This is a genomic window from Pseudomonas gebzensis (genome assembly GCF_034427815.1).
In the GTDB taxonomy this organism is placed as follows: Bacteria; Pseudomonadota; Gammaproteobacteria; order Pseudomonadales; family Pseudomonadaceae; genus Aquipseudomonas.
Genome location: NZ_JAXQNS010000007.1, coordinates 108,320 through 132,642, shown reverse-complemented (window position 1 = coordinate 132,642; position 24,323 = coordinate 108,320). Strand labels below are relative to the sequence as shown.

Genomic DNA, 24,323 nt, shown 5'->3' with positions numbered 1-24,323 from the left:
AAGGGTGGACGCGGACCCTGTAAGAGCGGCTTTAGCCGCCAAAACGCCAGATCAGACAATACCGTTTTCAGTACTGACGCTTTCGCGGCTAAAGCCGCTCCTACAGGGGGCCAGTCCCGCCAGTGATGGCGGCTTTCATGCAGGCCCATACGGGAACCAGCCCACCTGGGTGGGCGGTTTTCACGCGGGTTTCCATCTGGGCCAGAACCGCCAGCGACGGCGGCTTTCAAGCAGGTGCGATCAGAAGTCCTTGCACAGGCGCAAGGCATCGTAGATCGCGGCGTGCACGTTGCGCTGAGCCACGCAGTCGCCGATGCGATACAGCAAGTAACCCTCGCCCGGTTGGCTGAGAATCGGCTGCGGCTGGATCGCGAACAGCGCTTCGACGTCGATCTGGCCCTTGTTGCGCGAACCTTCCTTGAGCGCGTAATACAGCGCTTCGTCGGGCCGCACGCCGTTCTCGATCACCACTTGGTCGACCACACGCTCTTCGCGCCCGCCGGTGTACTCGTTCTCGAGCACCGCCACCAGCTTGTCGCCCTCGCGATAGACCTTCTCCAGCATCATGTCACCGGTCATGATCACCTCTTTGGGGTACATGCTGCGGTAGTAGGTCGGGAAGGTCGTGCCGCCCATGGCCACGCCCGGCTTGATGTCGTCGGTGACGATCTCGACCTGGCTGCCCTTGTCGGCGATGAAGTCGGCGACCGACATGCCGGTGAACTCGCAGATGGTGTCGTAGACCAGCACGTTCTTGCCCGGCGCGACTTTGCCGTCGAGCACGTCCCAGCTGCTCACCACCAGGCCTTCTTCAGCACCCCAGTGCTCGTTCTGCTCGATGAACGGGTGGCCGCCGTTGGCCAGCACGATGATGTCCGGACGCAGGTCCTGAATGGTTGCCACATCGGCGGCCGTGCCCAGGCGCAGGTCGATCTTCAGGCGGGCGAACTCCAGCTGGTACCAGCGGGTGATACCGGCGATCTGGTCGCGCTGCGGCGCTTTAGAGGCGGTGATGATCTGCCCGCCGATCTGTTCCTTCTTCTCGAACACGGTCACGTCGTGGCCACGTTCGGCCGCCACGCGCGCGGCCTCCATACCGGCAGGGCCACAGCCGACCACCACCACCTTGCGCTTGGCGCCCGTGGTTTTCTCGATGATGTGCGGCACCCCCATGTATTCACGGGAGGTCGCGGCGTTCTGGATGCACAGCACGTCCAGGCCTTGGTACTGGCGGTCGATGCAGTAGTTGGCACCGACGCACTGCTTGATCTGGTCGACCTGGCCCATCTTGATCTTGGCGATCAGGTGCGGGTCGGCCATGTGCGCGCGGGTCATGCCGACCATGTCGACGTAGCCGCCTTCGAGAATGCGCTGGGCCTGGTTCGGGTCCTTGATGTTCTGCGCATGCAGCACCGGGACCTTGACCACTTCCTTGATGCCGGCCGCCAGGTGCAGGAACGGCTCCGGCGGATAACTCATGTTCGGGATGACGTTGGCCAGGGTGTTGTGGGTGTCGCAACCCGAGCCGATCACACCGAAGAAATCGACCATGCCGGTCGCGTCGTAGTACGCCGCGATCTGCTTCATGTCTTCGTGGCTGAGGCCATCGGGGTGGAACTCGTCACCGCAGATGCGCATGCCGACGCAGAAGTCGTCACCGACCTCGGCACGCACGGCCTTGAGCACTTCCATGCCGAACTTCATGCGGCCCTCGAAGCTGCCGCCCCATTCGTCGGTACGCTTGTTGACCCGCGGGCTCCAGAACTGGTCGATCATGTGCTGGTGCACGGCCGACAGTTCGACGCCATCCAGACCGCCTTCCTTCGCCCGACGCGCGGCCTGGGCGTAGTTGCCGATCACCCGCCAGATCTCTTCGGGTTCGATGGTCTTGCAGGTGGCGCGGTGCACCGGCTCACGCACGCCGGACGGCGACATCAGGGTCGGCCAGTTGAAGCCGTCCCAGCGCGAACGACGACCCATGTGGGTAATCTGGATCATGATCTTGGCGCCATGTTTGTGCATGGCGTCAGCGAGGTTCTGGAAGTGCGGGATGATGCGGTCGGTCGACAGGTTGACCGACGCCCACCATTCCTGCGGGCTGTCGATGGCCACGACGGACGAGCCGCCGCAGATCGCCATGCCGATGCCGCCCTTGGCCTTCTCTTCGTAATACTTGACGTAACGGTCGGTGGTCATCCCGCCATCGGTGGCGTACACCTCGGCGTGGGCGGTACTGAGCACACGGTTACGGATGGTCAGTTTGCCGATTTGAATCGGCTGGAACATTGCTTCGAAGGCCATGACGGTTTCTCCAGCTTACAACGGCTTTGTGACGAACAGGCCATCTTCGTGGCCTTCTTCAGACCCGCCATAGACCTGTTCGGCCACGGTGCGGATGTTGCTGCCACGGGCAGCGAGAATCTGGTCCATGGCGCCGGCGAACCAGCCGGTGAACATGTAGTCGACCTTGCGGCCGCACTTGCCATAGACGTAGACAAACGCGGAATGCTTGAGCTTGACTTCGCACGTGCCCTTGTCGAGGTCGATGGACTGAATCTCGAACAGGCCCCAGCCGCGCTGCGACAGCCGCTTCATGTAGTGCTCGAACACCGCCACACCTTCCAGGCCATGGCATTCGGCTTCTTTTTCACACCAGTGCCAGGCGGACTTGTAGCCGGCCTTGTAGAGGATCTCGGCGTACTTGTCGGCGCCCAGGACTTCCTCGATGCCTTTGTGGTTGTTGACGAAGAAATGCCGTGGCACATACAGCATCGGCAGGGCGTCGCTGGTCCAGACGCCGGTCTCGGTATCGACTTCGATTGGCAATTGCGGGGCGATCTTGGCCATGGAAACTGAACTCCAGAAGAATTTTTATTTGAATTCAAAAGCCGCTGTGGCTCTTGTTTTTGAAGCGTTGCCGCAGAGGCGCCGAGAGGGACTCAAGGCGGCATTGAGATGGCTAGGCCCGGACCGCTGTACAGCCCGTCGCGGCCTACCGGAGCGCCGGACCGGCCGCTCCTGCAAGACCCATCGCGGTTGACGCGAGTCACACAAGACGCTTGCCGGTGGACGCCGCGCCTACAAGCCCCTTCCCGATCGAAGCGACCCCTAGGAATCCTGTAGGAGCGGCTTTAGCCGCGGCCCCAACAACCCCTCACTCGCCCCACACGTCCTTGAGCACATTGACCCAGTTCTCGCCCATGATCTTGCGCACGGTGCGCTCGGAATGGCCGCGCTTGAGCAGGGTCTCGGTCAGGTTGGGGAACTCGCCGACGGTACGGATACCCAGCGGGTTGATGATCTTGCCGAAGCTGGTCAGACGACGGGCGTAGCCCTTGTCGTGGGTCAGGTACTCGAAGAATTCCTTGCCGTGACCCTGGGTGAAGTCAGTGCCGATGCCGATGGCATCTTCACCGACGATGTTCATGGTGTATTCGATGGCTTCGGCGTAGTCGTCGATGGTCGAATCGATACCCTTGGCCAAGAATGGCGCAAACATGGTCACGCCGACGAAGCCGCCGTGGTCGGCAATGAACTTCAGCTCGGCATCGGACTTGTTACGCGGGTGTTCTTTGAGGCCCGAGGGCAAGCAGTGCGAGTAGCACACCGGCTTCTTGGATTCGAGGATGACTTCTTCGGAGGTCTTGGACCCCACGTGGGACAGGTCACACATGATGCCGACGCGGTTCATCTCCGCCACGATCTCGCGACCGAAGCCCGACAGGCCGCCGTCACGCTCGTAGCAGCCGGTGCCGATCAGGTTCTGGGTGTTGTAGCACATCTGCACGATGCCCACGCCCAGCTGCTTGAAGATCTCGACATAAGCGATCTGGTCTTCGAACGCATGAGCGTTCTGGAAGCCGAAGAGGATGCCGGTCTTGCCCAGTTCCTTGGCCTTGCGAATGTCGGCGGTGGTACGCACCGGCATGACCAGGTCACTGTTTTCGCGGATGAGTTTCTGGCTGGCGGCGATGCTGTCGACCGTCGCCTTGAAGCCTTCCCAGACCGACACCGTGCAGTTGGCCGCCGTCAGACCGCCTTTGCGCATGTCTTCGAACAGTTCGCGGTTCCACTTGGCGATGATCAGGCCGTCGATGACGATGCTGTCGGCGTGAAGTTCGGCTGGGCTCATCAGGCTGTCCCCTTTTATTGAGTGTTCGCGCCAAACCGTCTGCCGGCGCTTTGGGGGCAGCATATGCCTGTCACTTGCGACGCCCCGATACAAAAACGACAGGGGGTTTGCCGAAAGCGTCAAGGGCCGACAAAGGGCGCTCTGGCGCGGGTTGCGGCAATGAGAGCCAGTCTCGATAACGGCGTTGGAGGTCGTTTTCGGTGAACTTTCGTCGCGCCGGCTACCCCCGAGGCGAACCCTCTGCGAGAATCCTGCGGCCCTCATAACGCACTGGGAGAGAACGGATGAAAGCACTGCTATGGCTAGCCCTGATGGGCGTGATGACGGGCGCTCAGGCAGGCGAGGAAGACAGTACGCCATGCGACACCGTTGACACCGACCAGCAGGCCTACGCCTGCGCCGCCTTCAACCGGCACACTGCCGAGCGCGAGTTGAAAGCGGCATTCGACGACCTGCTCCAGCGCGTCAACGAACAATCGGCCGATCCAGCGCAGGCGCGCGAGCTGAATGCCGGCTTGCAAGCGGCGCAAACGCTGTGGATACGGTTGCGTGAGGCCGACTGCAAGCTCGAAACCGCCGCCGAAAAGCGCGGAGGCAAAGCGTTGGAGGCCGCGCTGAACACCTGCCTTGCGCAACGCAGTGATGACCGTTCGGAATATCTGCAGTCGTTGGCGCAACCCTAGATGCAACGATTCGCCACCAACGCCCACGGTCAGCGCAACGCACCTGACCTGCGTGTAAACGCAGGACCAGGGTTCAGGCCCGCTCGGCACCAAGCTCAAGCGCGTGCCACCGTGCGCTCGAGCCCAGACGCTAAAGCGTCGTCAATCCGAGCTGATGAGCAGGTTGTAGCCTGTGTCGTTGCCCATCGGAATCCTGTTCAACCCCGGGGGTAATTCGCCAGGCCAGGAAAAATCGGCGACCTCAAAGTCACCTCGATAATCACCCAGGTAACAACGCGAGTAGCCAAACTCATAAACCTTACTCAAACACAGACTTTTTCCTGCATAGCCAAAGTCGGTGACTTTCATGGAAATGCCAACTTTGTCAGCCATGGATCGACATTCCCTGCCGATATCTTTTCGACTGTTAGCCTCAAGTTCCATGGTGCAGCTCGAGCCCCTGAAGTTCTTTTCACTGAACAACGTGACGCGCACGGGTTTGGGCGGCGGCGGTGGGGTGAGGTCCTGGAACGTATCCATGTTGTACTTGTATTCCTGAACGTGATCGACGTTGGCATAAGCATCGACCTGCAGGATTTTCTTATCCCAGTCGAACAGCAACCTCAGCCAGTTTTTCTGAGGCATTGAGCCGCTGAAAAACACCGGTACCTTGCCAATACTGTAGCCGGCTTGACGCCCCAGTAAGCTGTGATAGTGGCCGGCGAACACGCCGATCACTCTGTTCGCTTCGACCAGTTGCTTGAACTTGCCGGTGCGCACGCCTTCGTTCTGCCACTGGTTTGGCGTATGCATATTGATGATCGTGTACTGGCCCCGCCCCTTGGCCGCCATCAGATCGGCCTCAAGCCAGGACATCGAAGAGGTGATATCGAAATGGGTTTTCTCACCCGGCGAAATAATCGTGCCTCCGCCAGTACTGAAGCGGGTGGTGTAGGTAGGCTCGAGGTTCAACTGCACGATGTGCAGCTTGCCGATGTCGAGCGAATAGGAGAGCGAGCCCGTGTGGCGCCTGGTATCGCTGGAGTACTGGTAGTCGAAGTTCATCCCCGTCGTTGAGCTAGCGATGGTCTTGGTCCAGAGGATATGGTCACACACCGCGTCACGGGCACAGCCGTTGTTGGCGCAGTCATCGATGTTGATTTCGTAGTCGTGATTACCCAGCCCTGGCAGCAGCAACGGCCCTGGCCGGTTAGCGGAATAGCCCACTATCTGGTCCCGGAATGCCTTTCTTTGGTCGCCATGGCCGTAATGAGTAATGTCCCCATTGATGATCATGGGAACGTACGCGCTGCCTTGGCGCTGTAACTCGAGTGTCCTCGCCAGCGATGCCATCGGAAGGCGCCATGCGCTCTCCCCGCTGAAGGTATAGAACGGCTGCGGATCTGACACGATTATCAGCTTGTTGGCCGACTCGGGGGTTTGCCAACCGCGGCCGAGATACCCTGAAAACGTCGATGTATCCCGGTAGGTAAGTTCGCAGCCCTGGGCGGTCATTGGCAGTTGGGGCTCGCTGGATGGGGCGATGTCGTGAATAGCCGAACATCCACTCGACAACAACGCCAGCGTACTGAAAAACCACATTCGAGCAAGTTTGGCACAGCATTTGTATTTCATGGTCCATCTGTCCTGTTTTCAAACCAGGAACAAGTGGAGCATTTATCACGCGGGCGGCAAACTGACCGTACTAACAGTTGACAACCGATTGAAAAATATAGATTTTTTAGCGTGCCGGCACCTCGCGAAGTGGGTGGCGATCCTTTCGCGGGCAACAATTGAATTGCGCCCTGTAGCAACGCGAAAAGTAGGACGCAGACTCAAACCCACACGCGATGCTGATCTCCAGCACAGTACAGTCGGTCTGGCGCAATAGTTGCTGCGCTTTATCCAGTCGAATTTTCAGATAGACAGCGCGCGGGGAAGCCGACAGGTACACCCTGAACAGCCGCTCCAGCTGCCGACGGGTGACCTGCACCGTATCGGCCAGCGCCTGCGTGCTCAAGGGCTGCTCGGTGTCGCGCTCCATTGCGCCGATGACCTTGACCAGTTTCTTGTTACGCAACCCATAACGCACTGCGATCTCCATGCGCTGGTGATCCTGACGCGGACGGATGCGCCCGAGCACGAACTGCTCCGAGACCTGCACCGCCAGCTCGCTGCCATGGGCCTGGGCGATCAGGTCGAGCATCAGATCAATGGACGCGGTGCCACCTGCGCAGGTGATACGCCGACGGTCGATTTCAAACAGTTCCTGGGTGACCTGCAGGCGCGGATAACGCTCGCGAAACGCCTCCAGCGCCTCCCAGTGCACGGTTGCCCGATAGCCATCGAGCAGGCCGGCCTCAGCCAGCACCATCGCCCCGGTGTCGATACCGCCGAGCACCACGCCGGCATGCTCGCGCTTGCGCAACGCCTGTTGCAGCGCCGGGCCGAAATGGCGCAGCGGCTCGAAACCCGCGACCACTAGCAACAGCCGCCCCGGCTCGCCCTCTTCCAGTGCCTGATCGGCATTCACCGACATGCCATTGCTCGCCGCAATGGCGCCGCCATCCAGGCTAAGTACCCGCCAGCGGTACAGCGCACCGCGAAAGCGATTGGCCACCCGCAGCGGCTCGATGGCGCTGATGAATCCCATGGCCGAGAAACCGGGCAACAGCAATAGATCGATGGTGTCGGGCATCTCGGCCTCTGAGTGATGGGGTCGCCACAGTGCAAATCCTGGTCGCCAGCGTGCGCGTTGCGGGCCAGTGGCCAGCGTAGCGTGTATCCACGGTCCGCAGAGACACGTGAACAAAAAGCCCCCTGCCGATGGAGAGCCACCATGCCCCGCTTGATCCGCCGCAGCCTGTTACCCCTTGCGTTGAGCAGCCTTCTCGCTACCCCGCTGTATGCCGCCGAGCCCGCCGTCTGCAAGGACGTGCGCCTGGGCGTGGTGAACTGGACCGATGTCATGGCCACCAGTGCCATGGCTCAGGTACTGCTTGACGGTCTGGGTTACCAGACCAAGCAGACCAGCGGTTCGCAGCAGATCATCTTCGGCGGCATCCGGGACAAACGCCTGGACATGTTCCTGGGCTACTGGAACCCGATCATGACCCAGACCATCACCCCGTTCATCAACGCCGGGCAGGTCAAGGTACTCGACAAACCGAGCCTGGACGATGCCCGCGCCACGCTGGCAGTCCCGCAATACCTGGCCGAGCAAGGCTTGAACAGCTTTGCCGACATCCAGAAGTTCGGCAAGGCGCTGGGTTACAAGATCTACGGCATCGAGCCAGGCTCGGGGGCCAATACGCAGATCAAGGCGATGATCGAGAAAGATCAGTTCGGCCTGGGCAAGTTCCAGTTGGTCGAGTCCAGCGAGGCGGCGATGCTGGCGGCGGTTTCCCGCGCCGTGCAGCGCAAGGAGCCGGTGGTCTTCTTCGGCTGGAAGCCGCACCCGATGAACGTCAACGTCAAGGGCGGCATGCAATACCTCGCCAACAGTGAAGACGCGCTGGGCCCGGACGAAGGCCGCGCCACCGTGTGGACGGTGACCGCACCGGACTACGCCGAGCGCTGCCCGAACGCCTATCGCCTGCTGAGCAACCTGACCTTCAGCGCCGAGGACGAGAGCCGCATGATGCAGCCGCTGCTCGACCGCAAGGATCCGCTGGAATCCGCACGCCAATGGCTCCAAGACCATCCGCAAGACAAAGCCCGCTGGCTCGAAGGCGTGACCACCTTCGACGGTAGACCCGCCGCCGACAACCTCGCGTTGAAGTAACCACACGCCGCCCATCGCGACAGTCACACCCCGCTGTAGGAGTGGCTAAAGCACCACCGCAGACCGCCCCAACCGCCAAGCCGCGCCCCCTACAACCGCAAGGATCCACCCATGAACCACGACATCATCATCACCTGCGCCCTCACCGGCGCTGGCGACACCGCCAGTAAAAGCCATCTGGTGCCGGTCACCCCCAAACAGATCGCCGCCGCCGCCGTGGACGCTGCCAACGCCGGCGCCACGGTCGTGCACTGCCACGTTCGCGACCCGCACACCGGTCGTTTCAGCCGTGATGTTGCGTTGTACCGCGAGGTGATGGAGCGCATCCGCGAAGCCGACGTGGACATCATCGTCAACCTTACCGCCGGCATGGGCGGCGATCTGGAAATCGGCCCGGGCGAATCGCCCATGGATTTTGGCAGCGGCACTGATCTGATCGGCCCACTGGAGCGCCTGGCCCACATCGAAGCACTGCTACCGGACATCTGCACCCTGGACTGCGGCACGCTCAATTTTGGCGACGGCAACTCGATCTACGTCTCCACCCCGGCGCAACTGCGCGCCGGCGCCAAACGCATTACCGAGCTGGGCGTGAAAGCCGAGCTGGAAATCTTCGACACCGGCCACCTGTGGTTCGCCAAGCAGATGATCAAGGAAGGCCTGCTCCACGACCCCCTGTTCCAGCTCTGCCTGGGCATCCCGTGGGGCGCGCCGGCAGACACCGCCACCATGAAAGCGATGGTCGACAACCTGCCGGTCGGCGCCACCTGGGCGGGCTTCGGCATTGGCCGCATGCAGATGCCGATGGCCGCCCAGGCCGTACTGCTCGGCGGCAACGTACGGGTCGGGCTGGAAGACAACCTCTACCTGGACCGTGGCGTGCTGGCGAGCAACGGCCAGTTGGTCGAGCGCGCGGTGGAGATTCTGTCGCGCCTCGGCGCCCGAGTGCTGACGCCCGCCGAGGGGCGGAAAAAGATGAAGCTCCAGCAGCGTTGAGGCAGCCAAGGGCGCTGCACCTCGAACCGGGTCGCGGCCCATGGCGCCTGACTCAGCCGCGTCAAGCGCCACCCGCTCGCCCGGGAAGCGCCCGACCTGCACGTAGAGCGAACCCACACCAGAACGTCAGCGCAGCCAGCTGACACTGCATCGCAGCAGCCCCACCGCCGACGGCGTCCTCAAGGGGGGGGACGACCTTGTCTGGCAGCGGGCAGCACACCGCGATCGATACCCGTTCATCTCAACGTCACAGCGCACTCCTTGTGCCTCCACACCCAGAGCGCGCTCAGCTGACTTTACGCGATCACCGATGCCATTCATCAGCGAGGATTCGACATGCCGTTCATCACCACCATCAACACATTCGCTGCACTGGGTAGCGGCGTCATCGGCAGTGGCTGGGTGGCGCGCGCCCTGGCCCACGGCCTGGACGTCGTGGCCTGGGACCCGGCCCCTGGCGCCGAGCAAGCGCTGCGCAAGCGTGTCGCCAACGCCTGGCCGGCGCTGGAAAAACAAGGCTTGGCCGCAGGCGCCTCGCAATGCCGGCTGACCTTCGTCGACACCCTCGAAGCCTGCGTGCGCGACGCCGACTTCATTCAGGAAAGCGCCCCCGAACGCCTGGACCTGAAGCTCGACCTGCACGCCAGGATCAGCGCTGCCGCCAAGCCCGACGCGGTCATCGGCTCCAGTACCTCAGGCCTGCTGCCCAGCGAATTCTACGAATCTTCAACGCACCCGGAGCGCTGCGTGGTCGGCCACCCGTTCAACCCGGTGTACCTGCTGCCGCTCGTGGAAGTGGTAGGCGGCGCGCGCACCGCGCCTGAGGCAATCGAAGCAGCGAAGGCTATCTATACGGCACTGGGCATGCGCCCCTTGCACGTGCGTAAAGAGGTGCCAGGCTTCATTGCCGACCGTCTGCTCGAAGCGCTCTGGCGCGAGGCCTTGCACCTGGTCAATGACGGCGTGGCGACCACCGGCGAAATCGATGACGCGATCCGCTTCGGCGCCGGCCTGCGCTGGTCGTTCATGGGCACCTTCCTGACCTACACCCTGGCCGGCGGCGATGCCGGCATGCGCCACTTCATGCAGCAGTTCGGCCCGGCGCTGAAGCTGCCCTGGACCTACCTGCCCGCACCGGAGCTCACCGACCAGCTGATCGATGACGTGGTCGACGGCACTGCACAGCAACTGGGTGAACGAAGCATTGCGGCCCTGGAGCGCTACCGCGACGACACCCTGCTGGCCGTGCTGGACGCGGTCCAGGCCAGCAAGGCCCGACACGGCATGGCCTTTGCCGATTGAGGAGGTTTCGATGCCTGCACTGACCACCTACCGCACCCAGGTCCTGAAGGACTGGGTCGACTACAACGGCCACCTGCGCGACGCCTACTACCTGCTGATCTTCAGCTACGCCACCGACGCGCTGATGGCGCGCATCGGCCTGGATGCCGACAGCCGGGGCCAGAGCGGCCATTCGCTGTTCACCCTGGAGGCGCATATCCACTATCTGCACGAGGTAAAGCTGGGGCGCGAGGTGTGGGTGCAGACGCAGATCGTCGGCTTCGACAAAAAACGCCTGCTGGTCTATCACACGCTGCACCGCGAGGGCACGGATCAGGCCCTGGCGGCGAGCGAGCAGATGCTGCTGCATGTGGATCTGGCGGGGCCGAAGTCTGCGCCTTTCAGCGCATGCAGCGCCCAGGCGTTGGAAGCGCTGGTAGACGCCCAGGACGAGCGGAGCGCAGTCGAGTGGCGGTCACGCCCGCTCAGCCTGGCGTAATCGAGGGCACGTGAGCAGCTGCGCCTGGCCGCGCAAACCAAAAACGGCGCAGCGCGTTGTGCGGGTGGTTCGCTGCGGGTGGCGGCCTTGGCGCACGCGTTCAGCTCGGTCGGGCGCTGGTCGCGGGGGGCTGGCACCAGGGGTGGCGCGGTAACGGCCAAGGCGCTCATTGCGCATGCGCTACGCCCTACCCGGGTACTCACAGAGCAAAAAAACAGCCCCGGAAAGCCGTGAGCATCCGGGGCCAAGCGCGAGCATCCACTGTGCATGCTGGAGGGTGACCAAACCCGCCGGGAACCGTGAATGGGTCCAGTGTGCTGACTTGCGACGCACTTGATTTAGCCGGAAACGACCTGTTCTTAGCCAAAGCTGCCACGCCATCACTCTGCCCTTGCCGAGCGTGTGGGCAGGTCACAGAATCGGTCCACCGATGATCGCAGCCAAAGGACACTCACCATGATGCATGCCGATTTGATCGATGAGCACGACCTGCGTGGCCACCTCAGCGCGCTGGGCTTCTGCATGCCGGCAGAGGCCAGCGCACACGATGCCTGCACCGCCGCCGTACGCGGGCTGACCGAGCCCAATGCCCGCGCGCTGCGGGGAATGGTCGAGCAGATGTACACCGGCAGTGCGACCATCCTGCCGGCGGTGCGCCAGGCGATCGACACGCAGCTGCTGCCGGCATTGGCGCAATTCAAGCACCGTCAGGGCTGAACGCAACAGGGCCGGCCCAGGCAGATGCCGGGCCGGCCCATGCAGCAGCGATTACAAGCGTACGCTGGCGAAGGTGGACTCGTTGCGCGCCTGACTCAAGGCGGCCATCGGGCCGCTGTGCGGCGACAGCACCATCGCTTGCGGGATCGGCATCATCGCCACCTGCTGGGTGGTGTTCGAACCGACGCGTTCGTCACGTGGCGGAATGCCGAAGTACTCGCGGTAGCACTTGGAGAAGTGCGGGGTGGAGACGAAGCCGCACACCGAGGCCACTTCGATGATCGACATCGGCGTTTGCTTGAGCAACTGCCGCGCCCGAATCAGGCGCAGCTTGAGGTAGTAGCGCGACGGCGAGCAGTGCAGGTACTTCTGGAACAGGCGCTCCAGCTGGCGCCGCGAGACCGCCACATACACCGCCAACTCGTCGAGATCGATCGGCTCTTCGAGGTTGGCCTCCATCAGCGCAACGATTTCCTGCAGCTTCGGCTGATTGGTGCCGAGCATGTGCTTGAGCGGCACGCGTTGGTGGTCCTGCTCGTTACGGATACGTTCGTAGACGAACATTTCCGAGATCGCTGCCGACAGCTCACGGCCGTGATCGCGGCTGATCAGGTGCAGCATCATGTCCAGCGGCGCAGTGCCACCGGAACTGGTGAAGCGGTTGCGGTCGAGGGTGAACAGGCGGGTGCTCATGTTGACCCGCGGGAAGGCCTCCTGCATCGAGGCCAGACATTCCCAGTGCACGCTGCAGTCGAAGCCGTCGAGCAAGCCGGCGCAGGCCAGCGCCCAACTGCCGGTGCACACCGCACCCAGGCGGCGCGACTGACGGGCCTGAGCCTGCAGCCAGGTGACGTGCTCACGTGTCACGGTGCGCTGAATGCCCACCCCGCCACAGACGATCACGGTATCGATGGCAGGCGCCGCGTGCATGGCGGCGTCTGGGGTGATCTGCAGGCCATCGCTGGCCCAGACCTGACCCCCATCGAGGGTCAGTGTGTGCCAACGGTAGAGCTCGCGGCCCGACAGCTGGTTGGCCATGCGCAGCGGTTCGACCGCCGAGGCCAGGGAAATCAGAGTGAAATTGTCCAGCAGGAGAAACCCGATGGATTGAGGGGTTGTGCGGTTCTGGGACTGGGTCCCGGAGGTGGACGACGTCATCGTGATTTCTCCTCACACAAATACAGGGTGTGCTTCAGGCGAGCACTGTTTCTTGTAATGGCCCCGGTTCGTGTGCGGAGCTTTTGCCAATTACAACGCAATTGGCATGCCTGAATGGGTCGAGCGTTCAATAAAGTCAAAAAACGACCTGAAGGTCAGTCAATTAGGAGCTTTCTGATAAGGCTGTAGGAAAACGGAAAATACCGAAGTAGCGCGTTTGCTTCTATGCACTGAGCATTTCGGTATCACTCGTAGGAAACATGTCCAGAAACGACATGCTCCCCTGTCACCGGCACTGACACCGGCAGCGGTAACAGGTACCGGCCGGCGCGTTACGGATGTGTTCCAAAAAAGGGCATTTATGGGCGGGCAGACCCGATTGCGGGCATCAGCACTCGATGGCGCTGACGGCCAGGCCGCCGCGAGACGTCTCTTTGTACTTGTCGTGCATGTCGGCGCCGGTATCGCGCATGGTGCGGATGACCTGGTCGAGCGAGATGAAATGTTCGCCGTCCCCACGCAGGGCCATCTGCACCGCGTTGATCGCCTTCACCGAGGCAATGGCGTTGCGCTCGATACACGGCACCTGAACCAGGCCGCCGACGGGGTCGCAGGTCAGGCCGAGGTTGTGTTCGAGGGCGATTTCGGCAGCGTTCTCCACCTGCGCCGGGGTGCCGCCGAGAATGTCGGCAAGCCCTGCAGCGGCCATGGCGCACGCTGAGCCCACCTCCCCTTGGCAACCCACTTCGGCGCCGGAGATCGAGGCGTTCTTCTTGCACAGGATGCCGACCGCAGCGGCGGCCAGCAGGTAGTCGACCACGTTGCTTTCATCGACCACGTCGGAGAAGCGCATGTAGTAGTGCAGCACCGCCGGAATGATGCCTGCCGCGCCATTGGTGGGCGCGGTGACCATCCGCCCACCGGCGGCGTTCTCTTCGTTGACGGCCAGAGCGAACAGGTTCACCCATTCCATGGCGCTCAAGGTCGAGCCGATCACGTTGGGCTTGCCGACTTCCTGCAAGTTGCGGTGCAGCTTGGCGGCGCGGCGCCGCACATTGAGCCCACCGGGCAACGTGCCTTCGTGCTTGAGACCATTGCTCACGCATTCCTGCATGGCGTGCCAGAGCTTGAGCAGGCCGGCGCGAATCTCTGCTTCGCTGCGCCAGGTCAGTTCGTTGGCCATCATCAATTGCGACACGCGCATGTCGTTTTGCTTGCACAGGACCAGCAGTTCGTCCGCGCTGTTGAAATCGTATGGCAGCACCGTTTCGTCAGCGTCCAGCACACCGCTGGCGGCCTGGGCGGCGTCGACCACGAAGCCGCCGCCGACCGAGTAGTAGGTGTCCTGATGCAGCTCGCCCTGTTCATCAAAGGCGACCAGGGTCATGGCGTTGGGGTGGTACGGCAGGTTCTCGTCGATCAGCAGCATGTCGCGCGCCCAGACGAACGGTACCGGCAGACGGCCATCGAGCTGCAAGGTGTCGGTTTCGCGCAGCGCGGCGATGCGTGGGCCGATCTGGGAAGGGTCGATCTGGTCGGGCCATTCGCCCATCAGGCCCATGACCGTGGCGTTGTCGGTGCCGTGCCCGACACCGGTGGCCGAGAGCGAGCCGTACAGGCGCACTTCGATGCGGCGCACCTGTTCCAGCGCGTGGCGCTCGCGCAGCCCTTGCACGAACAGGGCGCCGGCACGCATGGGGCCGACGGTGTGGGAGCTGGAGGGCCCGACACCGATCTTGAACAGGTCGAACACGCTGATGGCCATTGTCGAATCACCTCTTGATGGGCTTGTCTGTGCACGTCGTGCGCAGCATGGCTGGCCTGTCAGGCTCGGCAGGCGGCCACTGTGAAGGCACGCATCATCAGGCTTTTACCGGCGACCTCGCCGTCTGCAACGGACGTACTTTTGTCCGTCAGCGCCCCGCCCTCCTGGCGGCTGAGCACGCTTGCAATAGCCGGTTTCGAAGCGTCGCAGGACGCAAAAGATCGCTTGCCGGGGTGGAACAATCTCTAAGCGACACCGCCCGTACTGGATACGACCTATCCTGCACTGGATGCGACCCTGGCAGTAGGCGAATGCCCAGCGCTGGGGGATTATCGAATCCGACTCGTATTACACGGCCCCGCAACCTGCGCCTCGCAGGCCTGGCTGACCGACGCCCACAGAAGGCACGGCAACCTCAGCGACCCGAAGACAAAATTAAAGGAGTCCACCCCATGAAAGCCTCACCCTCGTTGTTGCTGGCCGCTGTGTTAACCGCACCGCTGCTGGCCCAGGCCGCCGAGCCCGAGCAGTGCCAAACGGTACAATTCTCGGACGTTGGCTGGACGGATATCACCGTGACCACCGCGGTCACCAGTGCCGTGCTCGAAGCGCTTGGCTACAAGACCAAGACCACCATGATCTCGGTTCCCATCACCTACAAGTCACTGGCAGAAGGCAAGAAGATCGACGTCTTCCTCGGCAACTGGATGCCGACCATGGAAAACGACATCAAGGCCTACCGCGACGCCGGCACCGTCGAAACCGTTCGCGCCAACCTGGAAAACGCCAAGTACACCCTCGCCGTGCCGCAGTCCCTGTACGACAAGGGCCTGAAGGACTTTGCCGATATCCCCAAATTCAAGAAGGAACTCGACGGCAAGATCTACGGGATCGAGCCGGGCAACGACGGCAACCGCACCATCCAGAGCATGATCGACAAGAACGCCTTCGGCTTGAAAGATGCAGGTTTCAAGATCGTGCAGTCGAGTGAAGCGGCCATGCTGGCGGCGGTCGATCGCGCCGGCAAACGCGGTGAGGACATCGTCTTCCTCGGCTGGGAACCGCACCCGATGAACAAACGCTTCCACATGCAGTACCTCACCGGCGGCGACGATTTCTTCGGTCCCGATTTCGGCAAGGCCACCGTCTACACCAACGTCCGCAAGGGCTACACCCAAGCGTGCAGCAACGTTGGCCAGCTGCTGAAGAACCTGTCGTTCACCCTCGACATGGAAAGCACCCTGATGGGCAAGGTGCTGGACGACAAGACCAAAGCCGACGTGGCCGCCAAGGCCTGGTTGAAAAACAACCCGCAGGTGCTCGACACCTGGCTGGCAGGCGTGACCACCGTAGACGGCAAACCGGGGCTGGAGGCGGCCAAGGCCAAGCTGACGCAATAACGATTTACGCAATAGCAGGCAGTCGCAGCGGCTGCCAGGCACTACCGCGGGGTGGGACCGTGCCCGCCCCGGACTGATTTCAATCTTTGCAGGTGGAAGCTCGCTATCATGCTCATCAATCAGAAAATACCGCTAGGCCAGTACATGGCAACCTTCGTGGAGTGGCTGACGCAAATCGGCGCCAACTACTTCGATGCCATCGCCAAAGGCCTGGAGTTCATGATTTACGGGGTCACCAGTGGCCTGACCTGGTTCAACCCGTTTGTTCTCATCGCCATCTTCGCTGCGCTTGCGCACCTGATTCAGCGCAAGATCGCCCTCACCGTCTTCGTTGCCTTGTCACTGCTGCTGATCCTCAACCTGGGGTACTGGCAGGAAACCATGGAAACCCTGGCCCAGGTCAGCTTCGCCACCATCGTCTGCGTGGCCATCGGCGTACCGCTGGGCATCGTCGCCGCGCACAAACCGATGTTCTACACCGGCCTGCGCCCGGTCCTCGACCTGATGCAGACCGTGCCTACGTTCGTCTACCTGATCCCGACCCTGACCCTGTTCGGTCTGGGCGTGGTACCGGGCCTGATCTCGACGGTGGTGTTCGCCATCGCCGCGCCGATCCGCCTGACTTACCTGGGTATCTGCGACGTGCCGCAGGAACTGATGGACGCCGGCAAGGCGTTCGGCTGCTCGCGCCGCCAACTGCTGACCCGGATCGAACTGCCCCACGCCATGCCGAGCATTGCGGCCGGTGTCACCCAGTGCATCATGCTGTCGCTGTCGATGGTGGTGATCGCGGCGCTGGTGGGCGCCGATGGTCTGGGCAAGCCGGTGGTCAACGCACTGAACACGGCTGATATTTCCCTGGGCTTCGAAGCAGGCCTGGCGATCGTCTTGCTGGCGATCATGCTCGACCGTATCTGCAAGCAACCTGAAGCGCCGGCAAGGAGTGAAGCATGAGCATCATCCGATTCGAAGATGTCGACGTCATCTTCACCAACAAGCCGCGTGAAGCCCTCAGCCTGCTCGACGAGGGCAAGACCCGCGAGCAGATCCTCAAGCAGACCGGTCTGGTGGTGGGGGTCGAGAAGGCCAACCTGGACATCAACAAGGGTGAAATCTGTGTATTGATGGGCCTGTCCGGTTCGGGCAAGTCGAGCCTGCTGCGCTGCATCAACGGCCTCAACACCGTGAGCCGCGGCAAGCTGTTCGTCGAGCACGAAGGCAACCACATCGACATCGCCCACTGCTCGGCCGCCGAGCTGAAGATGATGCGCACCAAGCGCATTGCCATGGTGTTCCAGAAATTCGCCTTGATGCCCTGGCTGACGGTGCGCGAGAACATCAGCTTCGGCCTGGAAATGCAGGGTCGCCCTGAAAAGGACCGGCGCAAGCTGGTGGATGAAAAGCTTGAGCTGGTGGGCCTGACCCAATGGCGCAACAAACGCCCCGATGAGCTTTCCGGTGGTATGCAGCAGCGTGTGGGCCTGGCCCGTGCGCTGGCGATGGACGCCGACATCCTGCTGATGGACGAACCGTTCTCGGCCCTCGACCCACTGATCCGCCAGGGCCTGCAAGATGAGCTGCTGGAGCTGCAGCGCAAGCTGAACAAGACCATCGTGTTCGTCAGCCACGACCTGGACGAGGCCCTGAAGCTGGGCACGCGCATCGCTATCATGAAAGACGGGCGGATCATCCAGTACAGCAAGCCGGAAGAAATTGTGCTCAATCCGGCCGATGACTATGTGCGCACCTTCGTCGCCCACACCAACCCGCTCAACGTGCTGTGCGGCCGCAGCCTGATGCGCACGCTGGATCAGTGCAAACGTATCAATGGTTCGGTGTGCCTGGACCCTGGCGACGACGCGTGGCTTGATCTGGGCGAAGGCGGCTCGCTGCAACGCGCGCGCCAGGGGCAGAATGGCCTGGACATGCAGCACTGGGCGCCAGGGCAGGCGGTCGAATCGCTGGGTCGCAAACCCACCGTGGTGCACGCCGACATCGGCATGCGCGAAGCCCTGCAGATCCGTTACCACACCGGTAACAAGCTGGTGCTGCAGGACAATAACCAGGTGGTGGGGATTCTCGGGGATACCGAGCTGTACCACGCGCTGCTGGGCAAGAACCACGGGTAAGGTTCAGGGCCGCTTCGCGGCCCCACTGGCTGCCTCAGGGGCCTGGAACGACCGATCCGGCTTTGATGACCTCTGGTGCACACTCGCGTCCTGCGAAAAAGATACGATCCCTGGAGCGGCTACTGCCGCGATGGCCGGCGCAGCCGGCCTGATTCGGCCACCGCGCTCTGACCGGGGAATGGAGGGGCAGCCTTGGGGCGGCTGCGCCGCCCATCGCGAGCGAGCTCGCGCCTACAAGGCCTGCGGTGGGCGGGGTCTCTTGTCTGCGCTCATTCTGCAAAAACACGCGTTCAGCGAACGACGATCCCACGCGAGGCCATATAAGCCTTGGCTTCAGGCACCGTGTATTCCCCGAAGTGAAAAATACTCGCCGCCAGCACCGCGCTCGCATGCCCTTCGATGATGCCGTCGGCCAGGTGGTCCAGATTCCCCACACCCCCCGACGCAATCACCGGAATCCCCAGCGCATCACTGATCGCACGAGTGACACCCAGGTCGAAACCGCTCTTCATGCCGTCCTGGTCCATGCTGGTCAGGAGAATTTCCCCGGCGCCCAGCGCTTCCATCTTCTTCGCCCACTCCACCGCATCCAGCCCGGTCGGTTTGCGCCCGCCGTGGGTGAAGATTTCCCAGCGCGGCGTCTCGCCGACAGCGGACACCTTCTTCGCATCGATGGCCACCACGATGCACTGCGAACCGAAACGCTGGGCCGCTTCACCGACGAACTTGGGGTTGAACACGGCGGCAGTGTTGATCGAGACCTTGTCGGCACCGGCATTGAGCAGGTTACGGATGTCCTGCACGCTGCGCACGCCACCGCCCACGGTCAGCGGGATGAACACCTGGCTGGCCATGCGCTCGACCGTGTGCAGGGTGGTGTCACGGCCATCGACGCTGGCGGTGATGTCGAGAAAGGTGATCTCGTCAGCGCCCTGCTCGTTGTAGCGGCGGGCGATTTCCACCGGGTCACCGGCATCGCGGATGTTCTCGAACTTGACGCCCTTGACCACCCGGCCGTTGTCCACGTCCAGGCAAGGGATGATGCGTTTGGCTAACGCCATGAGTCGCTCCTCAGCCGTTGTAGGCGTCGCAGAAAGCCTGGGCCTCTGCCACGTCCAGGGTGCCTTCGTAGATGGCCCGGCCGGTGATGGCGCCGATGATGCCGGGCGCCTTGGCATCGAGCAGGGCCTTGATGTCACCCAGGTTGTGGATGCCGCCCGAGGCGATCACCGGAATGCGCGTGGCTTCGGCCAGGGCTTTGGTGAAGGGCACGTTGCAGCCCTGCATCATGCCGTCCTTGGCGATGTCGGTGTAGACGATGGCCGAAACGCCATCGGCCTCGAAACGCTTGGCCAGATCGATCACCTGTACGCTGCTGACTTCAGCCCAGCCGTCGGTGGCCACAAACCCGTCCTTGGCGTCCAGGCCGACGATGACCTTGCCTGGAAACGCCTTGCACGCCTCGGCCACGAACTCGGGCTGCTTGACGGCCTTGGTACCGATGATCACGTAGCTCACGCCCGCTTTGACGTAATGCTCGATGGTTTCCAACGAGCGAATACCGCCGCCGATCTGGATCGGCAGGTTCGGGTAGCGCTTGGCAATGGCGGTGACCACCTCACCGTTGACCGGCTGGCCTTCGAATGCACCGTTGAGGTCGACCAGGTGCAGGCGACGGCAACCACCGTCGACCCATTTGGCGGCCATGCTCACCGGGTCATCGGAAAACACCGTGGAATCTTCCATACGGCCCTGGCGCAGGCGTACGCAGGCACCGTCTTTCAGATCGATAGCGGGGATAATCAGCATGCTCTTTCCTTTAAAGCGGCACGCTGCAGGCGACAGGCTGCAAGCAGTGCGCGTCAGATGTCAGATCGGCGATCCGTTCCAGGTGCTGGGCAAAACGCCTTGAGACGAAGGTCAGGCGAGGCGCTCACGGCTGCGTTGAACGCCGCCTCAACCCCCGTCTCAAGGTTTTACCCGGAACCTGGCGTAACAGGCTCAGCTCTTCTCCAATGCCCACAGGTCGCTTTCGATGCTCTCGAAGCGTTCGCTGAGGTGCAGCTGGACGTCGGCAATGGCCCGGTTGTAGTAATGCGGTGCAATGTCCTTGGCGATCACTTCAAGCACCTCGGCCACCTCGAACGAGCCCAGCTGCAACTCGAAACGCTCTTCCAGAAAGCGCTTGAGGGCGTCGAGCGCCTCGCGTTCCTGTTCAGGGGCCAGGGTGAGCGAGGGGGCCTTGGTGCGTGAGGCGGCCATCTACCAGCGTCCATCCCAGGCAATGAAGTTCTGCAGCAATTGCAGACCATGGGTATGGCTCTTCTCCGGGTGGAATTGCACGGCGAAGCGCGAGCCTTCGGCCAGGGCTGCGGCGAAATCGACGCCGTAGTGACCGCGGCCCACCACCTGCCCCGCCTTGCTGGCATTGATGTAGTAGCTGTGGACGAAATAGAAGCGGGCACGGTCGGGGATGTCGTGCCACAGCGGGTGGGCCATGGCCTGACTGACTTCGTTCCAGCCCATGTGCGGCACCTTCAGGTGCTCGCCGTTTTCTTCCAGGCCTTTGCCGAAGAAGCGCACTTGGCCCGGGAACAGGCCGATGCAATCAACACCCTGGTTTTCTTCGCTGTGTTCGAGCAAGGCCTGCATGCCGACGCAGATGCCGAGAAACGGACGGTCCTGGCTGACCTCGCGCACCAGGCTGTCAAAGCCCAGGCGGCGGATTTCAGCCATGCAGTCACGGATCGCACCGACGCCTGGGAACACCACCCGATCGGCCTCGCGGATCACGGCGGCATCACTGGTGACCAGTACCTTGCCAGCACCGACATGCTCGAGTGCCTTGGCCACCGAGTGCAGGTTGCCCATGCCGTAGTCGATTACCGCTACCGTCTGCATTTACAGGCACCCTTTGGTCGAAGGCATCTGCCCGGCCATGCGCTCGTCCTGCTCTACGGCCATGCGCAGCGCGCGGCCGAAGGCCTTGAACACGGTTTCGATCTGGTGGTGGGTGTTGTGCCCGCGCAGGTTGTCGATGTGCAGGGTCACCTGGGCGTGGTTGACGAAGCCTTGGAAGAACTCCTGGAACAGGTCGACATCGAAACCGCCGACGCTGGCCCGGGTGTACGGCACGTGCATCTGCAGGCCAGGGCGGCCGGAGAAGTCGATGACCACGCGTGACAGCGCTTCATCGAGCGGCACGTAGGCGTGGCCGTAGCGGCGGATGCCTTTCTTGTCGCCGACGGCCTGGGCGAAGGCCTGGCCGAGGGTGATGCCGACGTCTTCGACGGTATGGTGATCGTCGATGTGCAGGTCACCCTTGCACTCGATGTCCAGATCGATCAGCCCGTGACGGGCGATCTGGTCGAGCATGTGTTCGAGGAAGGGCACGCCGACAGCAAACCGGGCCTTGCCAGTACCATCCAAGTTGATCGAGGCCTTGACCTGAGTTTCCAGGGTGTTGCGCTCGACGGACGCCATACGTTCAACCATCACCAGCTCCGCAGAATCATTGGGCGAAAAGGGCAACATTATAGGCCCAGATGGCGACGGCTTGATACGCGCATGACATATGGCAGAGCGACACGCGGCGGGTTGTGCAAGACGGGTTTGCTTGGGGGCGGGTCATGCGAGGCGGTTCGGGGATTGCAGGGGGCGGGGTTGCAGGTCCAATGGCTGCAGTCGTGTAGCGTGAATTCATGCGGGCGGCTTGGAGGGGGGCGGCGCTGGATACAGAACCAGCGCATCCCACCTCGATCGCGTAGACGTCAAACGCCCCGCAACCGCTGAGGGAATGTCTGGGCAGCCACATGGGGAGCCGGTCAGCCTTGCGCCAGACCGGCCCCCCATCACCTTAGTGGAACAACACCGCCGTCTTTTGCAGGGTGATCCACACGCCCCACGCCAACGGAATCACCACCACAGCCCAGGCCAGCAGCACCAGCGGTGCGCTGCCGGGTGCCGCGCGCCACTCCAGCGACTGCGCGCCATCGGCGCCCTTGTCGTGGCTCAGGGCGCGCTCGGCGGCCAGTTGCGCGTCGGTCATGAAGTACTTGTCGGCCACCGGGCGAATCAGCGCGTTGCAGAAGAAACCCAGCACCAACAGGCCGGCCAGGATGTACAGGGTCATGTCATAAGCCGCCGCACGCGGCACACCCGCGGCCAGTTGCGACTCGCGCAGGTAAGTGATCAGCACCGGTCCCAGCACCCCGGCAGCGGCCCAGGCGGTCAGCAGACGACCATGGATGGCGCCGACCATCTGCGTGCCGAACAGGTCGGCGAGGTACGCAGGGACCGTCGAGAAACCACCGCCGTACATCGACAGAATGATGCAGAACGCCGCGACGAACAGCGCCACGTTGCCCAGGTGGCCCATGTTCGGCACCAGGCTGTACAGCGCCACGCCCAGGGCAAAGAACGCGAAGTAGGTGTTCTTGCGCCCGATGTAGTCGGAGAACGACGCCCAGAAGAAGCGCCCACCGATGTTGAACAGGCTCAGCAAACCCGTGAAGCCCGCAGCGATGGCTGCAATCTGCGCCAATTGCGCCGCGTTCAGCTCGCTGAAGCTCAGGCCATTGCCCAGCAGCTTGCCGGCGAACACTTCCTGCAGCAGCGGCGAGGCCATGCCGATGATGCCGATACCGGCCGACACGTTCAGGCACAAGACCAGCCAGACCAGTGCGAACTGCGGGGTTTTCCAGGCCACACTGACATGCACATGGCGGTCGGTGACCATGCCATTGCCCGCTTTTTTCGCTGGCGCGACCCAGCCTTCAGGCTTCCATCCGGTCGGCGGTACACGGTAGGTCAAGGCACCTGCGGTCATGAACACGAAGTAGATCGCGGCCATCACCATGAAGCTTTGCCACACACCCACGTCCTGCCCAGTGGCGAAGTGGCCCATCAGCGCAGTGGCCAAGGGTGCGCCGACCATCGCGCCGCCACCAAAGCCCATGATCGCCATGCCGGTGGCCATGCCGCGTTTGTCCGGGAACCACTTGATCAGGGTCGACACGGGCGAGATGTAGCCCAGCCCCAGGCCGATGCCGCCGATCACACCCGAGCCGAGCCACATCAGCCACAGCTGGTGAGTCTTCACGCCAATGGCCGAGATCAGCATGCCGCCACACCAGCACAGCGCCGACACCAGGCCCGCCTTGCGCGGCCCGGCATGTTCCAGCCAGCCGCCGAGCACGGCGGCCGAGCAACCGAGGAAGACGAAGAACAGCGTGTAGATCCAGCTGAGCATCGAGATCGGCCAGTCACACTCGTTGGTGAACAGCTTGGCGATGAACCCCATGTCCGGCGAACAGACGATCGGCGCGGTGATGCCCAGTGACTGCGACAACGGCAGCCAGAACACCGAGAAGCCGTAGGCCATACCGATACACAAGTGAATGGCCAATGCTGCCGGTGGAACCAGCCAGCGGTTGAAACCGGGCCGGGCGATGATCCGCTCCTTGGACAGGAAGCCAGGACGGTGGGCCTGGCCTCCTGCAGTCGTGCTGCTAGACATAGGTTGTTCCTTTTATAAGTAGGGTCGTGTTCGCCAATTGAATGCCCGGCTCTGGGCGGCTGCACGCGAGGCAGCAGCGGCCGTTGAGGGCAACGTGCGCGACAAAGGGTCGCGGTCGCTGCGAACACGTTGCAAGGGTAGCAGTTGCGGGGGGCGGTGAGATCATCTGGCCATCGTTATTTGCCCGCTCATTAGACGAATGAGGAACTGTGCCCGGCGCGACTGTCGAAACCGCACCTTCATCGTGCTGCAGACGTCGACAGGGGCGTTCACTGCCCTGCC

The 24,323-nt window shown here is 62.6% G+C and carries 22 protein-coding genes; 9 read left to right on the top strand and 13 right to left on the bottom strand.

The features are described from left to right. Positions 1–240 precede the first annotated feature (240 nt). The 3 genes from dgcA to SJI00_RS14900 form a co-directional block, all read right to left on the bottom strand. Positions 241–2,301, bottom strand: a complete 2,061-nt coding sequence (gene dgcA, locus SJI00_RS14910; protein WP_322462477.1) for a dimethylglycine demethylation protein DgcA — start codon at positions 2,299–2,301, stop codon at positions 241–243. Positions 2,302–2,316: 15 nt separating this feature from the next. Further along, positions 2,317–2,847: a DUF5943 domain-containing protein gene (locus SJI00_RS14905; protein ID WP_322462476.1), complete on the bottom strand. Its 531-nt coding sequence runs from the start codon at positions 2,845–2,847 to the stop codon at positions 2,317–2,319. Positions 2,848–3,154: 307 nt separating this feature from the next. Further along, positions 3,155–4,132, bottom strand: a complete 978-nt coding sequence (locus tag SJI00_RS14900) for a dipeptidase (RefSeq protein WP_322462475.1) — start codon at positions 4,130–4,132, stop codon at positions 3,155–3,157. Between the two features lie 284 nt (positions 4,133–4,416). Here SJI00_RS14900 and SJI00_RS14895 point away from each other — a divergent pair, with 284 nt between their 5' ends. After that, complete coding sequence (locus tag SJI00_RS14895) at positions 4,417–4,815, top strand: lysozyme inhibitor LprI family protein (protein ID WP_322462474.1); 399 nt, start codon at positions 4,417–4,419, stop codon at positions 4,813–4,815. Positions 4,816–4,956: 141 nt separating this feature from the next. Here the strand turns inward: SJI00_RS14895 and SJI00_RS14890 are convergent, their stop codons facing one another. Together SJI00_RS14890 and SJI00_RS14885 are read right to left on the bottom strand one after the other, a co-directional pair. Further along, a complete protein-coding gene (locus SJI00_RS14890; protein WP_322462473.1) occupies positions 4,957–6,429 on the bottom strand; it encodes a metallophosphoesterase family protein in 1,473 nt (490 codons plus the stop codon). 106 nt (positions 6,430–6,535) lie between these two features. Further along, the gene (locus tag SJI00_RS14885) at positions 6,536–7,492 is read right to left on the bottom strand and encodes a GlxA family transcriptional regulator (RefSeq protein ID WP_322462472.1); all 957 of its coding nucleotides are present in this window, start codon (positions 7,490–7,492) and stop codon (positions 6,536–6,538) included. A 141-nt stretch (positions 7,493–7,633) separates the two neighbouring features. Here SJI00_RS14885 and choX point away from each other — a divergent pair, with 141 nt between their 5' ends. The 5 genes from choX (at position 7,634) to SJI00_RS14860 (ending at position 12,071) form a co-directional block, all read left to right on the top strand. Next, a complete protein-coding gene (gene choX / locus SJI00_RS14880; RefSeq protein WP_322462471.1) occupies positions 7,634–8,578 on the top strand; it encodes a choline ABC transporter substrate-binding protein in 945 nt (314 codons plus the stop codon). 111 nt (positions 8,579–8,689) lie between these two features. Then, on the top strand, positions 8,690–9,574 hold the full coding sequence (gene cdhC / locus SJI00_RS14875) for a 3-dehydrocarnitine:acetyl-CoA trimethylamine transferase CdhC (RefSeq protein ID WP_322462470.1): 885 nt from the start codon (positions 8,690–8,692) through the stop codon (positions 9,572–9,574). A gap of 336 nt (positions 9,575–9,910) precedes the next feature. Further along, a complete protein-coding gene (locus tag SJI00_RS14870; RefSeq protein ID WP_322462469.1) occupies positions 9,911–10,876 on the top strand; it encodes an L-carnitine dehydrogenase in 966 nt (321 codons plus the stop codon). Positions 10,877–10,886: 10 nt separating this feature from the next. Beyond that, a complete protein-coding gene (locus SJI00_RS14865) occupies positions 10,887–11,354 on the top strand; it encodes a thioesterase family protein (protein WP_322462468.1) in 468 nt (155 codons plus the stop codon). A gap of 456 nt (positions 11,355–11,810) precedes the next feature. Next, on the top strand, positions 11,811–12,071 hold the full coding sequence (locus SJI00_RS14860; RefSeq protein WP_322462467.1) for a hypothetical protein: 261 nt from the start codon (positions 11,811–11,813) through the stop codon (positions 12,069–12,071). 51 nt (positions 12,072–12,122) lie between these two features. On the opposite strand, the gene gbdR is transcribed toward SJI00_RS14860, so the two are convergent. Together gbdR and SJI00_RS14850 are read right to left on the bottom strand one after the other, a co-directional pair. After that, on the bottom strand, positions 12,123–13,229 hold the full coding sequence (gene gbdR / locus SJI00_RS14855) for a choline metabolism transcriptional regulator GbdR (RefSeq protein WP_322462466.1): 1,107 nt from the start codon (positions 13,227–13,229) through the stop codon (positions 12,123–12,125). A 388-nt stretch (positions 13,230–13,617) separates the two neighbouring features. Further along, on the bottom strand, positions 13,618–14,994 hold the full coding sequence (locus SJI00_RS14850; RefSeq protein ID WP_322462465.1) for an L-serine ammonia-lyase: 1,377 nt from the start codon (positions 14,992–14,994) through the stop codon (positions 13,618–13,620). Between the two features lie 452 nt (positions 14,995–15,446). On the opposite strand from SJI00_RS14850, the gene SJI00_RS14845 reads away from it, so the two are divergent. The 3 genes from SJI00_RS14845 to choV all read left to right on the top strand — a co-directional run bounded on the left by SJI00_RS14845 (position 15,447) and on the right by choV (position 18,523). Further along, positions 15,447–16,394, top strand: a complete 948-nt coding sequence (locus SJI00_RS14845; RefSeq protein ID WP_322462464.1) for a choline ABC transporter substrate-binding protein — start codon at positions 15,447–15,449, stop codon at positions 16,392–16,394. A 108-nt stretch (positions 16,395–16,502) separates the two neighbouring features. Further along, entirely contained in the window at positions 16,503–17,348 is an 846-nt protein-coding gene (gene choW / locus SJI00_RS14840; RefSeq protein WP_416221047.1) for a choline ABC transporter permease subunit, read from the top strand. Next, a complete protein-coding gene (choV, locus tag SJI00_RS14835) occupies positions 17,345–18,523 on the top strand; it encodes a choline ABC transporter ATP-binding protein (protein WP_322462463.1) in 1,179 nt (392 codons plus the stop codon). The genes choW and choV overlap by 4 nt, the downstream gene beginning before the upstream one ends. A 290-nt stretch (positions 18,524–18,813) precedes the next feature. Here the strand turns inward: choV and hisF are convergent, their stop codons facing one another. The 6 genes from hisF to SJI00_RS14805 all read right to left on the bottom strand — a co-directional run bounded on the left by hisF (position 18,814) and on the right by SJI00_RS14805 (position 24,041). After that, positions 18,814–19,584, bottom strand: coding sequence for an imidazole glycerol phosphate synthase subunit HisF (gene hisF, locus SJI00_RS14830; protein ID WP_322462462.1), 771 nt, complete (start codon positions 19,582–19,584; stop codon positions 18,814–18,816). 10 nt (positions 19,585–19,594) lie between these two features. Beyond that, on the bottom strand, positions 19,595–20,332 hold the full coding sequence (gene hisA, locus SJI00_RS14825; RefSeq protein ID WP_322462461.1) for a 1-(5-phosphoribosyl)-5-[(5-phosphoribosylamino)methylideneamino]imidazole-4-carboxamide isomerase: 738 nt from the start codon (positions 20,330–20,332) through the stop codon (positions 19,595–19,597). A 192-nt stretch (positions 20,333–20,524) separates the two neighbouring features. Then, positions 20,525–20,785, bottom strand: coding sequence for a DUF2164 domain-containing protein (locus SJI00_RS14820; protein WP_322462460.1), 261 nt, complete (start codon positions 20,783–20,785; stop codon positions 20,525–20,527). Further along, positions 20,786–21,424 (bottom strand): imidazole glycerol phosphate synthase subunit HisH, encoded by a 639-nt coding sequence (gene hisH / locus SJI00_RS14815; protein ID WP_322462459.1) that lies wholly within the window; start codon positions 21,422–21,424, stop codon positions 20,786–20,788. It lies immediately after the preceding gene. Then, positions 21,425–22,018 carry an imidazoleglycerol-phosphate dehydratase HisB gene (gene hisB, locus SJI00_RS14810; RefSeq protein ID WP_322462458.1) on the bottom strand — a complete coding sequence of 198 codons (594 nt, stop codon included), beginning with the start codon at positions 22,016–22,018 and terminating at the stop codon, positions 21,425–21,427. A 361-nt stretch (positions 22,019–22,379) separates the two neighbouring features. Beyond that, on the bottom strand, positions 22,380–24,041 hold the full coding sequence (locus SJI00_RS14805) for an OFA family MFS transporter (RefSeq protein ID WP_322462457.1): 1,662 nt from the start codon (positions 24,039–24,041) through the stop codon (positions 22,380–22,382). Positions 24,042–24,323 lie beyond the last annotated feature (282 nt).